This is a genomic window from Nocardia africana NBRC 100379 (genome assembly GCF_001612635.1).
Classification (GTDB): Bacteria; Actinomycetota; Actinomycetes; order Mycobacteriales; family Mycobacteriaceae; genus Nocardia; species Nocardia africana.
Genome location: NZ_BDAV01000005.1, coordinates 542,590 through 556,349, shown reverse-complemented (window position 1 = coordinate 556,349; position 13,760 = coordinate 542,590). Strand labels below are relative to the sequence as shown.

Annotated in this window: 12 protein-coding genes and 2 tRNA genes; 6 read left to right on the top strand and 8 right to left on the bottom strand. The window is 67.8% G+C overall.

Going from position 1 to position 13,760, the window contains the following annotated elements; all coding sequences use genetic code 11:
• Positions 1 to 182: 182 nt before the first annotated feature.
• Complete coding sequence (gene ectB / locus NA3_RS07785; RefSeq protein WP_062962807.1) at positions 183 to 1,436, top strand: diaminobutyrate--2-oxoglutarate transaminase; 1,254 nt, start codon at positions 183 to 185, stop codon at positions 1,434 to 1,436.
• Positions 1,437 to 1,535: 99 nt separating this feature from the next.
• On the opposite strand, the gene NA3_RS07780 is transcribed toward ectB, so the two are convergent.
• The 6 genes from NA3_RS07780 to NA3_RS07755 all read right to left on the bottom strand — a co-directional run bounded on the left by NA3_RS07780 (position 1,536) and on the right by NA3_RS07755 (position 6,481).
• The gene (locus tag NA3_RS07780) at positions 1,536 to 2,441 is read right to left on the bottom strand and encodes an aromatic prenyltransferase (RefSeq protein WP_062962806.1); all 906 of its coding nucleotides are present in this window, start codon (positions 2,439 to 2,441) and stop codon (positions 1,536 to 1,538) included.
• A 282-nt stretch (positions 2,442 to 2,723) separates the two neighbouring features.
• A tRNA-Gly gene (locus NA3_RS07775) sits at positions 2,724 to 2,799 on the bottom strand.
• Positions 2,800 to 2,889: 90 nt separating this feature from the next.
• Positions 2,890 to 4,104, bottom strand: a complete 1,215-nt coding sequence (locus NA3_RS07770) for a DUF445 domain-containing protein (RefSeq protein ID WP_063917335.1) — start codon at positions 4,102 to 4,104, stop codon at positions 2,890 to 2,892.
• A 111-nt stretch (positions 4,105 to 4,215) separates the two neighbouring features.
• Positions 4,216 to 4,659: a nuclear transport factor 2 family protein gene (locus NA3_RS07765; protein WP_062962805.1), complete on the bottom strand. Its 444-nt coding sequence runs from the start codon at positions 4,657 to 4,659 to the stop codon at positions 4,216 to 4,218.
• Between the two features lie 37 nt (positions 4,660 to 4,696).
• Complete coding sequence (locus tag NA3_RS07760) at positions 4,697 to 5,038, bottom strand: MmcQ/YjbR family DNA-binding protein (RefSeq protein ID WP_062962804.1); 342 nt, start codon at positions 5,036 to 5,038, stop codon at positions 4,697 to 4,699.
• A 57-nt stretch (positions 5,039 to 5,095) separates the two neighbouring features.
• On the bottom strand, positions 5,096 to 6,481 hold the full coding sequence (locus tag NA3_RS07755; protein ID WP_062962803.1) for a dihydrolipoyl dehydrogenase family protein: 1,386 nt from the start codon (positions 6,479 to 6,481) through the stop codon (positions 5,096 to 5,098).
• 241 nt (positions 6,482 to 6,722) lie between these two features.
• Here NA3_RS07755 and NA3_RS07750 point away from each other — a divergent pair, with 241 nt between their 5' ends.
• From NA3_RS07750 to NA3_RS36710, 3 genes are all read left to right on the top strand, one after another.
• Positions 6,723 to 7,283: a DUF2165 domain-containing protein gene (locus NA3_RS07750; RefSeq protein ID WP_062962802.1), complete on the top strand. Its 561-nt coding sequence runs from the start codon at positions 6,723 to 6,725 to the stop codon at positions 7,281 to 7,283.
• Positions 7,284 to 7,332: 49 nt separating this feature from the next.
• Positions 7,333 to 7,752 (top strand): PPOX class F420-dependent oxidoreductase, encoded by a 420-nt coding sequence (locus tag NA3_RS07745; RefSeq protein WP_062962801.1) that lies wholly within the window; start codon positions 7,333 to 7,335, stop codon positions 7,750 to 7,752.
• A gap of 320 nt (positions 7,753 to 8,072) precedes the next feature.
• A complete protein-coding gene (locus NA3_RS36710) occupies positions 8,073 to 8,294 on the top strand; it encodes a hypothetical protein (RefSeq protein WP_062962800.1) in 222 nt (73 codons plus the stop codon).
• A gap of 16 nt (positions 8,295 to 8,310) precedes the next feature.
• On the opposite strand, the gene NA3_RS07735 is transcribed toward NA3_RS36710, so the two are convergent.
• Both NA3_RS07735 and NA3_RS07730 read right to left on the bottom strand, forming a co-directional pair.
• Positions 8,311 to 10,137, bottom strand: a complete 1,827-nt coding sequence (locus tag NA3_RS07735) for a glycoside hydrolase family 15 protein (protein WP_062962799.1) — start codon at positions 10,135 to 10,137, stop codon at positions 8,311 to 8,313.
• A gap of 316 nt (positions 10,138 to 10,453) precedes the next feature.
• Positions 10,454 to 10,527 (bottom strand) — tRNA-Arg (locus tag NA3_RS07730).
• Between the two features lie 181 nt (positions 10,528 to 10,708).
• On the opposite strand from NA3_RS07730, the gene NA3_RS07725 reads away from it, so the two are divergent.
• A complete protein-coding gene (locus tag NA3_RS07725) occupies positions 10,709 to 12,745 on the top strand; it encodes a bifunctional copper resistance protein CopD/cytochrome c oxidase assembly protein (RefSeq protein ID WP_062962798.1) in 2,037 nt (678 codons plus the stop codon).
• Complete coding sequence (locus NA3_RS07720) at positions 12,742 to 13,692, top strand: threonine/serine dehydratase (RefSeq protein WP_062962797.1); 951 nt, start codon at positions 12,742 to 12,744, stop codon at positions 13,690 to 13,692. Before NA3_RS07725 ends, NA3_RS07720 begins: the two co-directional genes overlap by 4 nt.
• The last annotated feature ends 68 nt before the right edge of the window (positions 13,693 to 13,760 follow it).

The following is a 13,760-nucleotide window of genomic DNA, read 5'->3' as shown; positions in this document are numbered from 1 at the left end:
GTCGGCGCACCCGTCGGCCGGGCTCGCGCGGATGCTCGCCGGTTGCCGCGCCCGCCCGTCGCGGCACGCCGGGGTCGATATGGATTTGCGTAAAACCTTGCCGCGACCTCCATCGCAGTGTTAGAAACAGTCATGTTTCACACTGGGGTCGCCGCGGTGGCTCCCGCCCCTGAGGACCACCTATGACCACCGTTTTCGAAACGCTGGAATCGGATGTGCGCGGATACTGCCGGGTCTGGCCGACGGTCTTCGACACCGCCCGCGGCGCCTGGCTGCGCGACGAGCAGGGCCGTGAATACCTCGACTTCTTCGCCGGAGCCGGCGCGCTCAACTACGGGCACAACAATCCGATTCTGAAGGCGGCCCTGCTGGACTATCTGTCTCGCGACGGGCTCATCCACGGCCTGGACATGTCGACGGTCGCCAAGCGTGACCTGCTCGAGGCGATGCGCGATCTGATCCTCGTTCCGCGCGGACTCGACTACAAGATTCAATTTCCCGGCCCGACCGGGGCGAACGCGGTCGAGGCGGCACTGAAGCTGGCCCGCAAGATCACCGGGCGCGCCACGGTGGTGAACTTCACCAACGCCTTTCACGGCATGACGCTGGGTGCGCTGGCCGTCACCGGCAACGCCGCCAAGCGGGCGGGGGCGGGTGTGCCGCTGCCGCATGTGCATCCGATGCCCTACGACGGCTACCTGGGCGGTGTGGACGAATTGGCGTGGATCGAGCGGATGCTCGACGACACGTCCTCGGGGGTGGACAAACCGGCGGCCGTGATCGTGGAGACGGTGCAGGGCGAGGGTGGGGTGAACATCGCCGGCGCCGCATGGTTGCGCCGGCTCGCGGAACTGGTCGCCGCGCGCGGAATTCTGCTGATCGTCGACGACGTGCAGATGGGCTGCGGACGGACCGGGCCGTTCTTCTCCTTCGAGACCGCGGGCATCACCCCCGATATCGTCACGCTCTCGAAGTCCATCGGCGGCTACGGCCTGCCGATGGCGCTGGTGCTGATGAAACGCGAACTGGACCAGTGGGCGCCGGGTGAGCACAACGGCACCTTCCGCGGTAATAATCCCGCGTTCGTCACCGCGCGGGTGGCGCTGGAGGAGTACTGGCGCGACGACCGGCTCGAGCTCGCCACGCTGGCCCGCGGCGAGCGGGTGCGTGCCGGGCTGGCGCGCGTGGCGGATGCGGTGGGCGGATTGTCCACGCGGGGACGCGGTTTGGTGCACGGCCTGGTCTTCGACGACGCGTCCGAGGCGGGCAAGGTGAGCCGGGTCGCCTTCGAGGAGGGCCTGCTCGTGGAAACCTCGGGCGCCAACGACGAGGTCGTGAAACTCCTGCCACCGCTGACCATTACGGATTTCGAGTTGGATCACGGACTCGACATCCTCACGCGCGCTGTCGATATCGTCTGCGGCGGACGCACCTAGGGGGATAGGACCGTCGGCTGCCGACCCACACCCGGTGGCCGGCCGCGGGGCCGGGTTCCGCTGCGGGTCCCGGTCCCGCACATTCGAGCCGAAGAACGGCTACGAGTCGGACGTCTTCATCTTGTCCAGGATCCTGGGCTGCCACTGATAGAACCAGCTGAACTTGTAGGATTCGCCGTCGGGCGACGAGGTGGCGGCGTAGGTGAATCGGCGCTCGTACGTGGCGAACGGGACCGTGTCGGCGAGTTCGAGGAAGTGCGGGTCGATCGGGACGGGGAGGGCGGCCGGATCCGGTGTGATCACCGGGAAGCACAGGCGCTCGATCCGCGACGATTCCCAGCCGAACGTGGCGTAGATGTCGAATGCCTTCGCGGTGAGCGAGAGGAAATCCTCGCTGGGTTCGGCAAATCCGGCATCCCGATGCAGCGACGCGATGGCGTCGGGCGCGAAGTGATCGGCGGGAAGCCCGGGGAAGTACAGGTTCATCGTCTTGTCGTGGTAGTCGATACCGAGCAGGCCGACCTTGTCCGCCAGGCCGTGCCGGGCGAACATTTCGGCGTGGCCGGCGAGAGCGGCAGGCACGGAGGGGAGGGCGGCGAGGTCCGACACGTTCTGCACGCCGTCCGCGGGAAAGAACGGCCAGATCTTCTTGAAGCCGCCGGCGACGCCGACATCGATGCCGTAGCTGTCCACGGGGAAGTGCTCGCGGACCTGGTCCAGCAGTGACCCGATCGGATGTTCGGTCGCCGGAATCAGCCCGTTCGAACGCGCGATGTCGTACGGGTCGATGTCTTTCGGCAGCGTGAGGAAGCGATAGTCGAGGTCTCCCGAACGACCGGCTTGGGTGACCACCCGGAAAGAGATCACCGAGTGCGTGAGCATCGTGCCGTAGGCGGTCAGCACCGGCCACACCGCGTCCGGAGCGCAGGCGACGTTCGCCAGCCGCGCGGTCTTCTCGATGGCCACATACAGATCGTCCAGCGCGGATTCGGTAGTGGTGGACATGCGTCCTTCCTGAGCGGGTGCTACGAGCAACATCGCGGTCTCGACGAGACGACGGCCGGGCAGAGTCGTGCCCCGGCGGAGTCGAATGCGGAACGCGCACAGGATTTTACGAAAGAGACGGCGCCGACGGGCCGCGGGCGACTGCCCGCTGCTGGGAGCCTGCGGACGGGACAGCGCGATCGCCCGTGCCGAGCGAGGAAGGGAAGTGGACCTCGGATGCGCTCGGTCGAAGAAGGATCGGTGCTATCGATCCGGTACTTTCGGGGCGGTCCGGTACTGTCGTGGAGCGGATGACGGGATTCGAACCCGCGACCCTCACCTTGGCAAGGTGATGCGCTACCAACTGCGCTACATCCGCATCCCGCCTCGCGGCGGTGCGAGAAAAACAATAGCCGATTGCGGCGCGCAACCGCGAATCCGCAGGTCAGCGCGCTGCGAGCGCGCAACCTCAGCTGAGCAGGAGGTGCACCTGCAATTCACCCACCAGGAAGCCGAGCACACCGCCGATGGCGACCAGTTTCCACTCGTCCTGTTTGAACGCCGGGCGCAGCAACCCTTCGTATTCGTCGTCGGTGAGCTGGCGGGTCTTCTCGATCACCAGATTGCGCAGATCCAGCGTGCGCATCGCGTGATCCTCGAATCCGGCTGCGGCACTGCGGATGTAGGACAGCATCTCGGGGACGATCTCGCGTTTGACGCGGGTGATGGAATCGCCGGCTACCAGCATCACCAGCGGTCGCGCGGGTGCGGACTGCGTATCGATGAATTCGTCCATCCGTCGCGCCAGAATCGATGCCAGCCGATCCGAGCGCTCCCCGTTGAGGACCGCCTCGAGCATCTTGGCCGGGGTGAGGATTTCCGTGGCGATCAGATCGCCGTAGTCGATGCAGACCTGTTCGCGGCGCTTGTGGAACAGGCCCTGCCAGCCGATACGGCCGAAGATCCGCCACGGCCGCACCGGCCGGAAGATCATCTGCAGCGCCAGCCAGTCGGTGACCAGGCCGGTGAATCCGCCGAACAGCGGCATCAGCCACGAGGAGTGGGTGAAGGCCCAGGTGATCATTTGCACGAAGCCCAGCAGGGTGCCGAACAGCAGGCCGGAGCGCACGATGAAGCGCAGTTCGTGATGGCCCACCCGGCGCACCATCTCCACCAGCAGTGCCTTGTCGTTGACCAGGGTGTCGATGGCGATGGACCGCAGATCCATGATCTGGTCGAGGTTGGTCCGCAGGTCGGTGACGATTTCGTCGATGAGGTCGGGGACGTCGCGCTGGACGCGGCGGATCATCGCCTCGCGGGCGAACTGCGGCATGGTCACCCACAGCCGCGGTTCGTAGCGCATCATCAATTCGTCGACGGTGTGTGCGACGGCGTCGTCGAGCGGTTCACGCAGGGTGGTCGTGAGCTCGGCGACATCGATGCGACCGAGGATCTCCTGCGGATCGATCAGCCGGGAGAACATCAGGTCCACCGCGATCGTCGCCATCCGCGGCGCTGCCTTCGGAATCACGCCCTGCCACCCGAGCCAGGGCGGGATGCCGCGGAATTCCAGCGGGCGGCACAGCATTTCGACGGCGACGAGTTTGGTGGTCCAGCCGATGAACGCGGCGATCACCGGAATCGAGCAGTAGAGCAGCCAGTGCTCGGTGAAATCGGCGATCACGCGTCCGCCCGGCGGGAAAACGGTGCACAGCGGTGCTTCGGCGAACAGCGCCGGAACGATGGAGAAGTGTCGAGCCGCACGCGCGAACTGTAACAGGTTCTAGACATGTGCTTACTGGGAGCCGGGAGTGGCGGCCAGGAACATGTAGCTCTTCTCCTCGACCCGCCGCGCGATCCGCCAGGCGCCGTCCACGCGGCTGAAGGTGTCCAGGTACCACAGGCCGCACAGCATCAGGTTCTGCTGACCCTCCGCGCCGCCGAGGAGCATCGGGTTGTGGCACATGGTGCGGCCGGTGGCGGTGTCGCCGTCGACGGTGATCGAGGAGTTGCTGATCAGATGCTGGAAGGCGGGGAAGTTCGGCATCACCGTGGCGAGGAACTTCTTGATCTCGGGCAGTCCACCGCTGGCGCCGCCCATGGCCGAGTAGTCGATGTGCGCGTCCGCGGTGAAGACGTCGTCGAGCAGATCCCACTGCTGGGTGTCCACGGCATGGGAGTATCGGACCATCAGATCCTCGATCTCGATCCGATCCGAAATCTCTTGCAGCGACAGCATATTTCCTCCAGTGGTAGCGGCTCGGCGACGATGCGGGCTATTCGGAAGCCGCGTCGAAGGCGCGCACGAGAGTGCGCGGCGCCTTGTGTCGCCAGGCGTCGGTGAGCAACTCGCTCAGTAGGCCGGTGTCGGCGGCGCCGAGCTCGACGCGGACCGCCGACAGCCGCCGGCCCCACCACTTCTCCGCGCAGCAGTCCGGGTATTCCGCGACCGCCTCCCGGATATCGGCTTCACTCGCCATCACGTGGGCGTGCGCGGGGTCGGGCAGCGTCGCGAAGATCGCTTTGCGGACCCGGAACGACGGCATGTCGAAATGCGGCGCCTCGATGGACTCGGGCAGTCCCAGCGCAATCCGCCGGACGTCGTCGGCATCGGCCATGGGCCGATTATGCGGCCGAATTCGCGCCCTCGCGGCCGGTTCGGCGAGATGGGCCCACTAGCCGAGATCGGCGAGGGCGGCCTCGATCGCGCGGTGGAACGTGGGGTAGGCGTAGATCATCTCCCGCAGAGTGGTGACCGGAACCCGGGCGTGTACCGCGACGGCCAAGGCGCTGAGCACCTCGCCGCCGACCGGGCCGACCGAGGTGGCGCCGACCAGAATGCCGCGATCGGCGTCGGCGACCAGCTTGACGAACCCGGCGTTGCCGGGCCCGTGAATCCAGCCTCGGGTCGAATCCGGAACCTCGGCTCGTCCGGTCCAGACGCTCAGTCCGGCCTCGCGTGCCTGCGACTCCGTCATCCCGACCGCACCCACCTCCGGTTCGGTGAAGGTGACATTGGGAACCGCGTGATACTGCGCGGGTTCGGTAGGGGAGCCGAGGATATCCGCGGCGGCGATGCGCGCCTGGTACATGGACATGTGGGTGAAGGCGCCGTGTCCGGTGACATCCCCGATCGCCCAGACCCCCTCGGCCGCGCGCAGCCGGTCGTCGACCCTGATGCCGTGCGCCTGCTCGTCCAGGCCGATCGCGCCGACGCCCAATGCGGACAGGTCGGTGTGGCGGCCGGCGGCGACCAGCAGGCGCTGGGCGCGGATCGGATCGCCGTTGCTCAGCCGCACGGTGAAATAGTTGCCGTCGTGGTCGATGCGGGTGGCCTCGACGCCGGTGCGGACCGAAATACCCTCTTCGGCAAAGATTTTCGCCAGCAAGTCGGCGGCCTCGGGCTCGGCGCGCGGGACCAGCCGGCTGCGCACGACCATCGTCACCTCGGAGCCGAACCGGGAGAAGATCTGGGCGAATTCCGCGCCGACCGGTCCGCCGCCGAGGACGATCAGCGATTCGGGTGCCTCGGTGGTGGTCACCGCGTCGCGATTGGTCCAGTACGGGGTGTCGGCCAGACCCTCGATCGGCGGCACGGACGGGACGGTGCCGGGATTGAGCACGATCGCTCGCAGGGCGCGGAAGTCGCGCGGTCCGTCGGCGGTATCGACGCGGACCTGGCCCGGAGCGGTGATGCGCCCCCAGCCCCGTACGAAGGTGCCGCCGGCGGATTCGAACCGTTCGACCGCCACCTTGTCGTCCCAGTTATCGGTCGCCTCGTCGCGGATCCGCTTCGCCACCGGCGCCCAATCCCCATGTACCTGGGCACTTCCCGCGAGTTTGCTCACCCGGCGCGCCTCGGCCAGGGTCTCGGCGGCGCGCACCATCATCTTGGTCGGCACGCAGGCGTAATAAGGGCATTCGCCGCCCAGCAACCGGCCTTCGACGCCGACGACCGCGAGTCCGGCGCGCGCCAATTCGGTCGCGACGGCCTCCCCACCGGGCCCCATGCCGATGACGACGGCATCCACGGATTCGGTCGCCGGGGTTTCGGCGGGCATGCGATCACGCTCCTCTGATTCGGCTCGGTGGGGACGGCGGGGTCCCGCAGACCATGGTGACAGCTGGTGCGCTGCCGGTGGGGGATCGACAAGTACCCATCGCGGGATTCCGTTGCCGCGGGTGGCGTCGGAGGAGATCGTGCGGGTCTCCACGTTTCGTCGAAAAGTCCCTTCGCGCATGGTCGTTGGTGGGAAGTCGCTGCGGTTGACGCGGTTTCACCGAACCGTTTAGGTAAGCACCATGCGAATCGGCGGTGCGGGAATTCTCGACGTGCTCGGTAGCCGACGGACGGCGGTGGCGGTTCTGGCGACGATCACCGGCTTCTACTACCTGTTCGTGGCGATCACCAATTGCACCGATACCGTCACCAATCGCCGAGGGGTGGCCGCCGTGCTGTCGATGCGGGCCACGATCCACAATCCGGGCACCGACTGGCGTGCTGTCACCAACGGCGACGTCGCACTCGTCGTCTACATCCTCGTGGTGATCTGGGAATTCTCGATCGCGCTCGTGCTGCTGGTCGCCGCCGCGTGCTGGCTGCGAGAGCTGAGCGGGCGGCCGCGCCGGGTGCCGGTGCGGGCCGGCACCGCGGCGACATTGTCCAGTATCGGCTGGACGATGGCGGTGCTGCTGTTCGCGGGGGCGTTCCTGACCGTCGGCGGGGAGTGGTTCCGGATGTGGGCGAACAAGGAGGTCAACGCATCGTCGGCGGCGTTGCAGAACTTCCTGATCGCCGGCGTCGGCCTGGTGCTGGTCCATCTGCCCGACTCGGCGCCGCGGGCCACCGCGCCGTCGGAATGAGTTGCGGCCGTTCGGGAACAGTGTCTGCTCACCCCGGGTTGCAGCCCGTATGGAACTCGACACCGGGCTCGACTTCGCTCGCACGACCTCGCGGTCCGTCCTGACCACCGTGCGTCGCAACGGCCGCCCACAGCTGTCGAACGTCACGCACTGGGTCGCCCCCGACGGCATCATCCGGATCTCCATCACGGCGGACCGGGCCAAGTACGCCAATCTGCGCCGGGAGCCGTGGGCGGCCCTGCACGTCACACGGGAGGATTTCTGGGCCTACGCCGTCCTGGAGGCCGACGTCGAATTGACCCCGGTGGCCGCGGCGACCGACGACGCCACCGTCGAGGAGCTGATCGCCTACTACCGGGCGCTCAGCGGTGAGCATCCGGACTGGGCGGACTATCGCCGCGCGATGGTCGCCGACCGCCGGGTGGTCGCGCGTCTGCGTCCCATCCGCGCCTATGGCATGTTGCCCTGAGGCCGGCGCTCCTTGGACGTGGGAAGACCACGCCGGCCGGATCTGGCATTTCCCTCGGGGCGACTCGACTTCACCGGCGCATAACCTCGCGGCAACGTTGGGCATGCATGCTGGCCCCCTCCGCTGAATCGAAAGGTAAGACCCGAATGGACTTTCTGACTGTGCTCGTGGACATGTTGGCTGCGCTGGGGGCCAGCGGTAGCGCTGCCTGACCATCCATCACGACACAACCGGCCCACCACATCACGGATGTGGTGGGCCGCTGTCGTTGAGAGATCATCCGGTCAGGAAGGCGACGGCCTGGTCGGCGAGGGTGGGAGATGCGCTCACTGAGCAGTTCGCTCAGCGCGACGCCGGCGGCCATCTCGGCGATATTGCCCGGCGAGTGGAAGTCGTCCGCGTCGGCGAACGGGACGCGGAGCCGTGCGGCGAGCAATCGGGCCGTCGTGGTTTTGCGGGTTCCCGACACTCCGGTGACGACGACGCAGGGCGGGACCATGCGGCTGGGCGTGTGCGCGGGCACGGGTGATCATCCGCTGTGATCGGCGCCGACGGTTGTCATGTCGCAGCCGCCTTCGCTCGCGCGAGCTTCACACCGCTGGAGATGATGCCGATATGACTGAACGCCTGCGGGAAATTACCCATGAACGTGCCGGTCGAGGGGTCGATCTGCTCGGCGAGCAGGCCCACGGTGCTCGCGCGGGCGCACAGGGAGGAATAGAGCCGCTCGGCGTCCTCGAGTCGTCCCTGGGCAGTCAGGTTGTCGACCAGCCAGAAACTGCACAGGACGAAGGCGCCCTCGCTGCCGGGCAGGCCGTCCGGTGATTCGTCGTGCAGGTAGCGATACAGCAGGCCATCCCCGGCGCCCAGCCGATCGGCCACCGCCGCGGTCGTCGCCGTCATGCGTGGATGATCGGCGGGGACGACGCGGCGCAGCGGCAGCGCCAGCAGGCTCGCATCCAACTCGCCGCCGCCGTCCAGATGGGCGCTGAGGGTGCGGGCCCGCTCGTCCCACGAGTTCTTCAGGATCGCCTCGCGGATCTCGTTCGCGGTGCTGCGCCACATCGCGACGGGACCGGGCAGGTCGAATCGCTCCCCGATCGAGGCGGCGCGGTGCAGTGCCACCTGGCACAGCGCCGCGGAGTAGGTGAAAACCCGGCCCGCGCTGCGCACTTCCCAGATGCCCTGATCCGGCTCCTGCCACGATCGACCCGCGGCCTCCGCCAGGTCGGACAGATTCGACCACAGCACCGGCTGCAGCTCACCGCCGGTGCGCAGCCATTGATCGGCGCAGTCGAGGATCTCGCCGTAGACGTCGTGCTGGCGCTGGTCGGTCGCGCCGTTGCCCCAGCGCACCGGACCGCTTCCGCGATACCCCTCCAGGCCGGTGTCCACCAACTCGTCCGGAACCGGATCGCCGTCGATGTCGTACATGATGCGTGGCTCACCACTGCGCTCGAACGCGTCGAGCACCCAGCCCAGGAAGGCGTCGGCCTCGTTGCGGAAACCGATGCGGCGCAAGGCATAGACGGCATACGACGCGTCGCGGATCCAGACGTAGCGGTAATCCCAGTTGCGCACGCCGCCGATGGGCGCCGGCAGCGACGAGGTGGGTGCCGCGACGACGGATCCGCTCACCCAGTGATCGCAGAGTTTGAGCGTGATCGCGGAACGCCGGACGAGTGCCTGCTCGGGACCGTCGTAGGTGCACGTCCGCATCCACGATCGCCACGCGTCGGCGGTGTGGCGCAGCATCGCCGCGGCGTCGAAGCGATGGTGGCGGTGGAACCGTCCCCAGGACAGCACGAGCTCCAGCCGCTCGCCCTGGACCAGGTCGATGGTGGTGTGCACGCCGTCCAGCGGTCGGTCGGCGCGCAGATGCAGCCGCAGATTCGGTTGCGACGCGACCCGGATCTCCAGTCCGGAGAGCACCGGCCGCAACTGCGCACCACCCTGCGGAGCGATCTCCACCGTCACCCGGACGTGGCCGCTGACGACGATCGCGGAGCGAACGAGTTCCGAGCGATCGGCGGGCGCGTCGTCCCCGAGATCCGAGCCGGGGCGTACCACCATGGCATCGGTCACTCGCAGAACGCCTGTGGCGCTGCGTAATTCGGTCTCCAGCACGCCGGTGTCCGGCTGATAGCGCTGACGGCCTTCCAACGGTTCGGCCGGCGCGACGGTGAAGTGGCCGCCGCGGGCATGGTCGAGCAGCCCGCAGAACAGCGGTTGCGCGTCGAAGCGCGGCAGGCACAGCCACGGGATCGAACCGTCCATCCCGACCAGCGCGGCCGTCGTACCGTCTCCGATCAGACCGTAATCCTCCAGCGGGAGATACCCGTCGCTCCGGCGGATCGGCCGGAACGGTGGATCCGGATCGTGCACGCCATCCCCTTCCACGAGTGGAACGCCCGGCGACAACAAGAGGAAGGCTATCAACTGGCATCCGGCTGGAAACCGGAACTGAACGGCCGAAATCTGACAGAAACATCGCATGATCAATCAGCTGGCTAACGCAATTTCCAGCCGGGCCGAAGGTGTACACGGGCAGCCTGGGGCTCAGGATCGGGGGCGAGCTCCTCGATGCGGTTCGAGGCCCGCCCTGCGCCCGATTTTCTGCGGAATTTCTGTGTGTTTAGCCGTTGGAGCGAGTGGGTAACCACAGCCCAACCCGGAATGTACGCAGGTCGGACCGGCAAAGCGCCCCCGGCAGGAATCGAACCTGCGACCTAGGGATTAGAAGGCCCTTGCTCTATCCAACTGAGCTACGGAGGCATGGCAGTACCAAACACCATGCCCGGTTTGGGGCAGCGTGTCCAGCGAGTTGATTATAGCGAGCGTCCAGATCGGTGCTGGTCATCGACAACGCCGTGTGCGACTGTCGCCCTCGTCACAGCGAGCGCGTGGATTCGGGCCCGAAAGGCTGTGAGGTGGGCCGCCAACTACGCTGAATAGTATGTCGTCACCGCAGGACTCGCCCGTCGAAACCGACCCCCAGGTCGTGCGGCCGGAGGCGACGGCGTTCCCGGTGCTGGCGGTAGTGGCGGTAGGTCTGACCGCGCTGGTCGCGCCCATCGTGGTGAGTCTGTCCGCGGCGCAGGCGCTGACGCTGCTCGGCATTCCCGATCCCGGTCCCCTGACCACCTACGGCCTGCCCGCCATGCGGGCGGTGGCCGACTTCTCGGCGGCGATCGCGGTCGGGTCGCTGCTGTTCGCGGCGTTCCTGTGCCCACCGCAGCGCGACGGCCTGCTGGATGTCGGCGGTTATCGAGCCCTCCGGCGTGCAGGTGTCGCGGCGCTGGCCTGGGCGGTGACCTCGGCTCTGCTGGTGCCGTTGACTCTGTCGGACACCACCGGCCAACCCGTGCGCTCGGTATTGCGGCCCGATCAGATCTGGCATGCCATCGGCAAGGTCGACGTCGCGGGATCCTGGCGCGCCACCGCGATCATGGCGATTCTGCTCGCCATCGGCTGCCGGCTGGCCTTGCGCTGGGGCTGGACGCCCGTGTTGTTCGCCTGGTCGCTGCTGTGCCTGATTCCGGTTGCGCTGACCGGACATTCGTCGTCGGGTGGCGCCCACGATGTCGCGACGAACAGCCTGATCCTGCATCTGGTCGGCATGGCCGTGTGGGTCGGCGGCCTGTTCGCGGTTCTCGCCTACGCCATGCGCGGCGGAAAGTACAGCGGTCTCGCCGCACGTCGATTCTCCCTGGTGGCGACGTGTGCGTTCGCGGTCGTCGCGGTCTCGGGAGTGCTCAATGCCTGGGTGCGGGTGCCGTGGGACGAACTGTTCACCACCACCTACGGCCGGCTGGTGATCGCGAAGACGGTCGCACTCTGCCTGCTCGGTGTCGCCGGATTCCTGCAGCGCCGCCGCGCCCTTCCGGCGCTGGCCGACAATCCCCGCGACCGTTCGGCGCTGATCAGTTATGCCGGAGTCGAGGTGTTGATCTTCGCGGCCACGATCGGCTTGGCCGTCGGCCTGGGCCGCACCCCGCCGCCGGACCTGAAGCGGGTGCCCTCGCCCGCGGAGGTCGAACTCGGATACAACCTCGCCGGGCCGCCGACCGTCGCCCGCATCCTGTTCGACTGGCGCTTCGACATCATGTTCGGCACGCTCGCCATCGTGCTGGCGGTGCTGTATCTGGTGGGTGTGCGGCGGCTGCGCGCACGCGGCGACGCGTGGCCGGTCGGCCGCACCCTGGCGTGGCTGTGTGGCTGTGCGGTGCTGCTGATCGCGACGAGTTCCGGGGTGGGCCGCTACGCCCCGGCCATGTTCAGCGTGCACATGGCGCAGCACATGCTGCTGTCGATGCTCGCGCCGGTGCTGTTCGCACTGGGCGGCCCGGTGCTGCTGGCCCTGCGCGCCCTGCCCGCCGCCGGTCGCGACGCACCGCCCGGACCGCGGGAATGGGTGCTGGCCGCGGTGCACAACCCGGTCTCCCGCTTCCTGACTCAGCCGGCTGTCGCGGCGGCATTGTTCATCCTCGGCTTCTACGCGCTGTATCTGGGCGGCATCTTCGATGCGGTGGTCGGCGAACACGGTGCCCACCTGGCGATGAATCTGCACTTCCTGGTGTCGGGCTACCTGTTCTACTGGGTCGTTCTCGGCATCGACCCCAAACCGCGCCAGGTGCAGCCGCTCACGAAGGTCGGCATGGTGTTCGGATCGCTTCCGTTCCACGCCTTCTTCGGCGTCGCCCTGATGAGCATGACCACGGTGATGGGTGAGTGGTTCTATCGCGGCCTCGGACTGAGCTGGAATACCGATCTGCTCGGCGATCAGCGCACCGGTGGCGGCCTGGCCTGGGCCAGCGGCGAGATTCCGCTGGTCCTGGTGATGCTGGCCCTGCTGGTGCAGTGGTCGCGCAGCGACAACCGCACGGCCAAGCGCTTCGACCGGGCCGCCGAGCGCGACCACGACGCCGCCCTTGCCGCGCACAACGCCATGTTCGCCGAACTGGCCAAACGCGACCGCGAGGTGAAACCGTGACCGAGGCGCCCGCGCGGGTTCCGCGCCTGTTCCGAGCCGATATCCGGGCCGCCCGCGAGCGGTTGGGTAACGACGTGCGGGTCACGCCCGTGTTCCATACCGAGGTGGCCGGTCCCGAGGGGCCGGTCAAGGTCACTCTGAAGCTCGAACATCTGCAGTACGGCGGCACGTTCAAAGTGCGGGGCAGCCTGAACGCGCTGCTGCAGTCGGCCGACGACGGCCGGCCGGTGGTGATCGCCTCGGGTGGCAATGCCGGTATCGCCGCGGCGCTGGCCTGTGCGCTGCGCGGGCGCCCCTGCACCGTCGTCGTCCCGGAAACCGCACCGCACACCAAGGTCGCGGCGATGTGGGGGTACGGCGCGGAAGTGCTGTGGCACGGAACCACCTATGCCGAATGCAAACGCCACGCCGACGCGGTGACCGCGGAGCGGAACGCGCTGCAACTGCACGCCTACGATCTGCCGGCGGTGGTCGCCGGGGCCGGTGTGGTGGGACTCGAGATCGAGCGCCAGGTGCGCGGGCGGCCGCCGGTGCTGATGGCCGTCGGCGGCGGGGGTTTGATGGCCGGTATCGCGATCGCGCTCGGCCCGCGCTCACGAGTGATCGGCGTCGAACCCAAGGGCGCGCCGACGCTGTACGCGGCGCTGTCGGCGGGGCGTCCGGTCGATGTGCCGGTCGACAGCATCGCGTCGGATGCGCTGGGCGCCACCAGGATCGGTGATATCGCGCTCGATACCGCGATTCGCTACGGCGTCGGTTCGGTCCTGGTGGGCGACGATGCGATCGCGATGGCACGCGAATATCTGTGGCGGGAATTCCGGCTGGTCGTGGAGCCGGCGGGCGCGGTCGCGCTGGCCGCGGTACAGAGTGGGGCCTATGTCCCGGAACCTGGCGAGCGGCCGGTGATCGTGCTGTGCGGCGCCAATACGGACGTGAGCAACCTCTAGCCTCGCGAACTCCGGAACGGAGGCTGTTCACACCCGCGCGAGTTGTCCACATATTCGCATCCGGGGCT

Excerpts from the sequence above, each read along its gene's own strand:
- ectB (WP_062962807.1), top strand. The coding sequence starts at position 183 with ATGACCACCGTTTTCGAAACGCTGGAATCGGATGTGCGCGGATACTGC.
- NA3_RS07780 (WP_062962806.1), bottom strand. The coding sequence starts at position 2,441 with ATGTCCACCACTACCGAATCCGCGCTGGACGATCTGTATGTGGCCATC.
- NA3_RS07765 (WP_062962805.1), bottom strand. The coding sequence starts at position 4,659 with ATGCTGTCGCTGCAAGAGATTTCGGATCGGATCGAGATCGAGGATCTG.
- NA3_RS07760 (WP_062962804.1), bottom strand. The coding sequence starts at position 5,038 with ATGGCCGATGCCGACGACGTCCGGCGGATTGCGCTGGGACTGCCCGAG.
- NA3_RS07755 (WP_062962803.1), bottom strand. The coding sequence starts at position 6,481 with ATGCCCGCCGAAACCCCGGCGACCGAATCCGTGGATGCCGTCGTCATC.
- NA3_RS07750 (WP_062962802.1), top strand. The coding sequence starts at position 6,723 with ATGCGAATCGGCGGTGCGGGAATTCTCGACGTGCTCGGTAGCCGACGG.
- NA3_RS07745 (WP_062962801.1), top strand. The coding sequence starts at position 7,333 with ATGGAACTCGACACCGGGCTCGACTTCGCTCGCACGACCTCGCGGTCC.
- NA3_RS36710 (WP_062962800.1), top strand. The coding sequence starts at position 8,073 with ATGCGCTCACTGAGCAGTTCGCTCAGCGCGACGCCGGCGGCCATCTCG.
- NA3_RS07725 (WP_062962798.1), top strand. The coding sequence starts at position 10,709 with ATGTCGTCACCGCAGGACTCGCCCGTCGAAACCGACCCCCAGGTCGTG.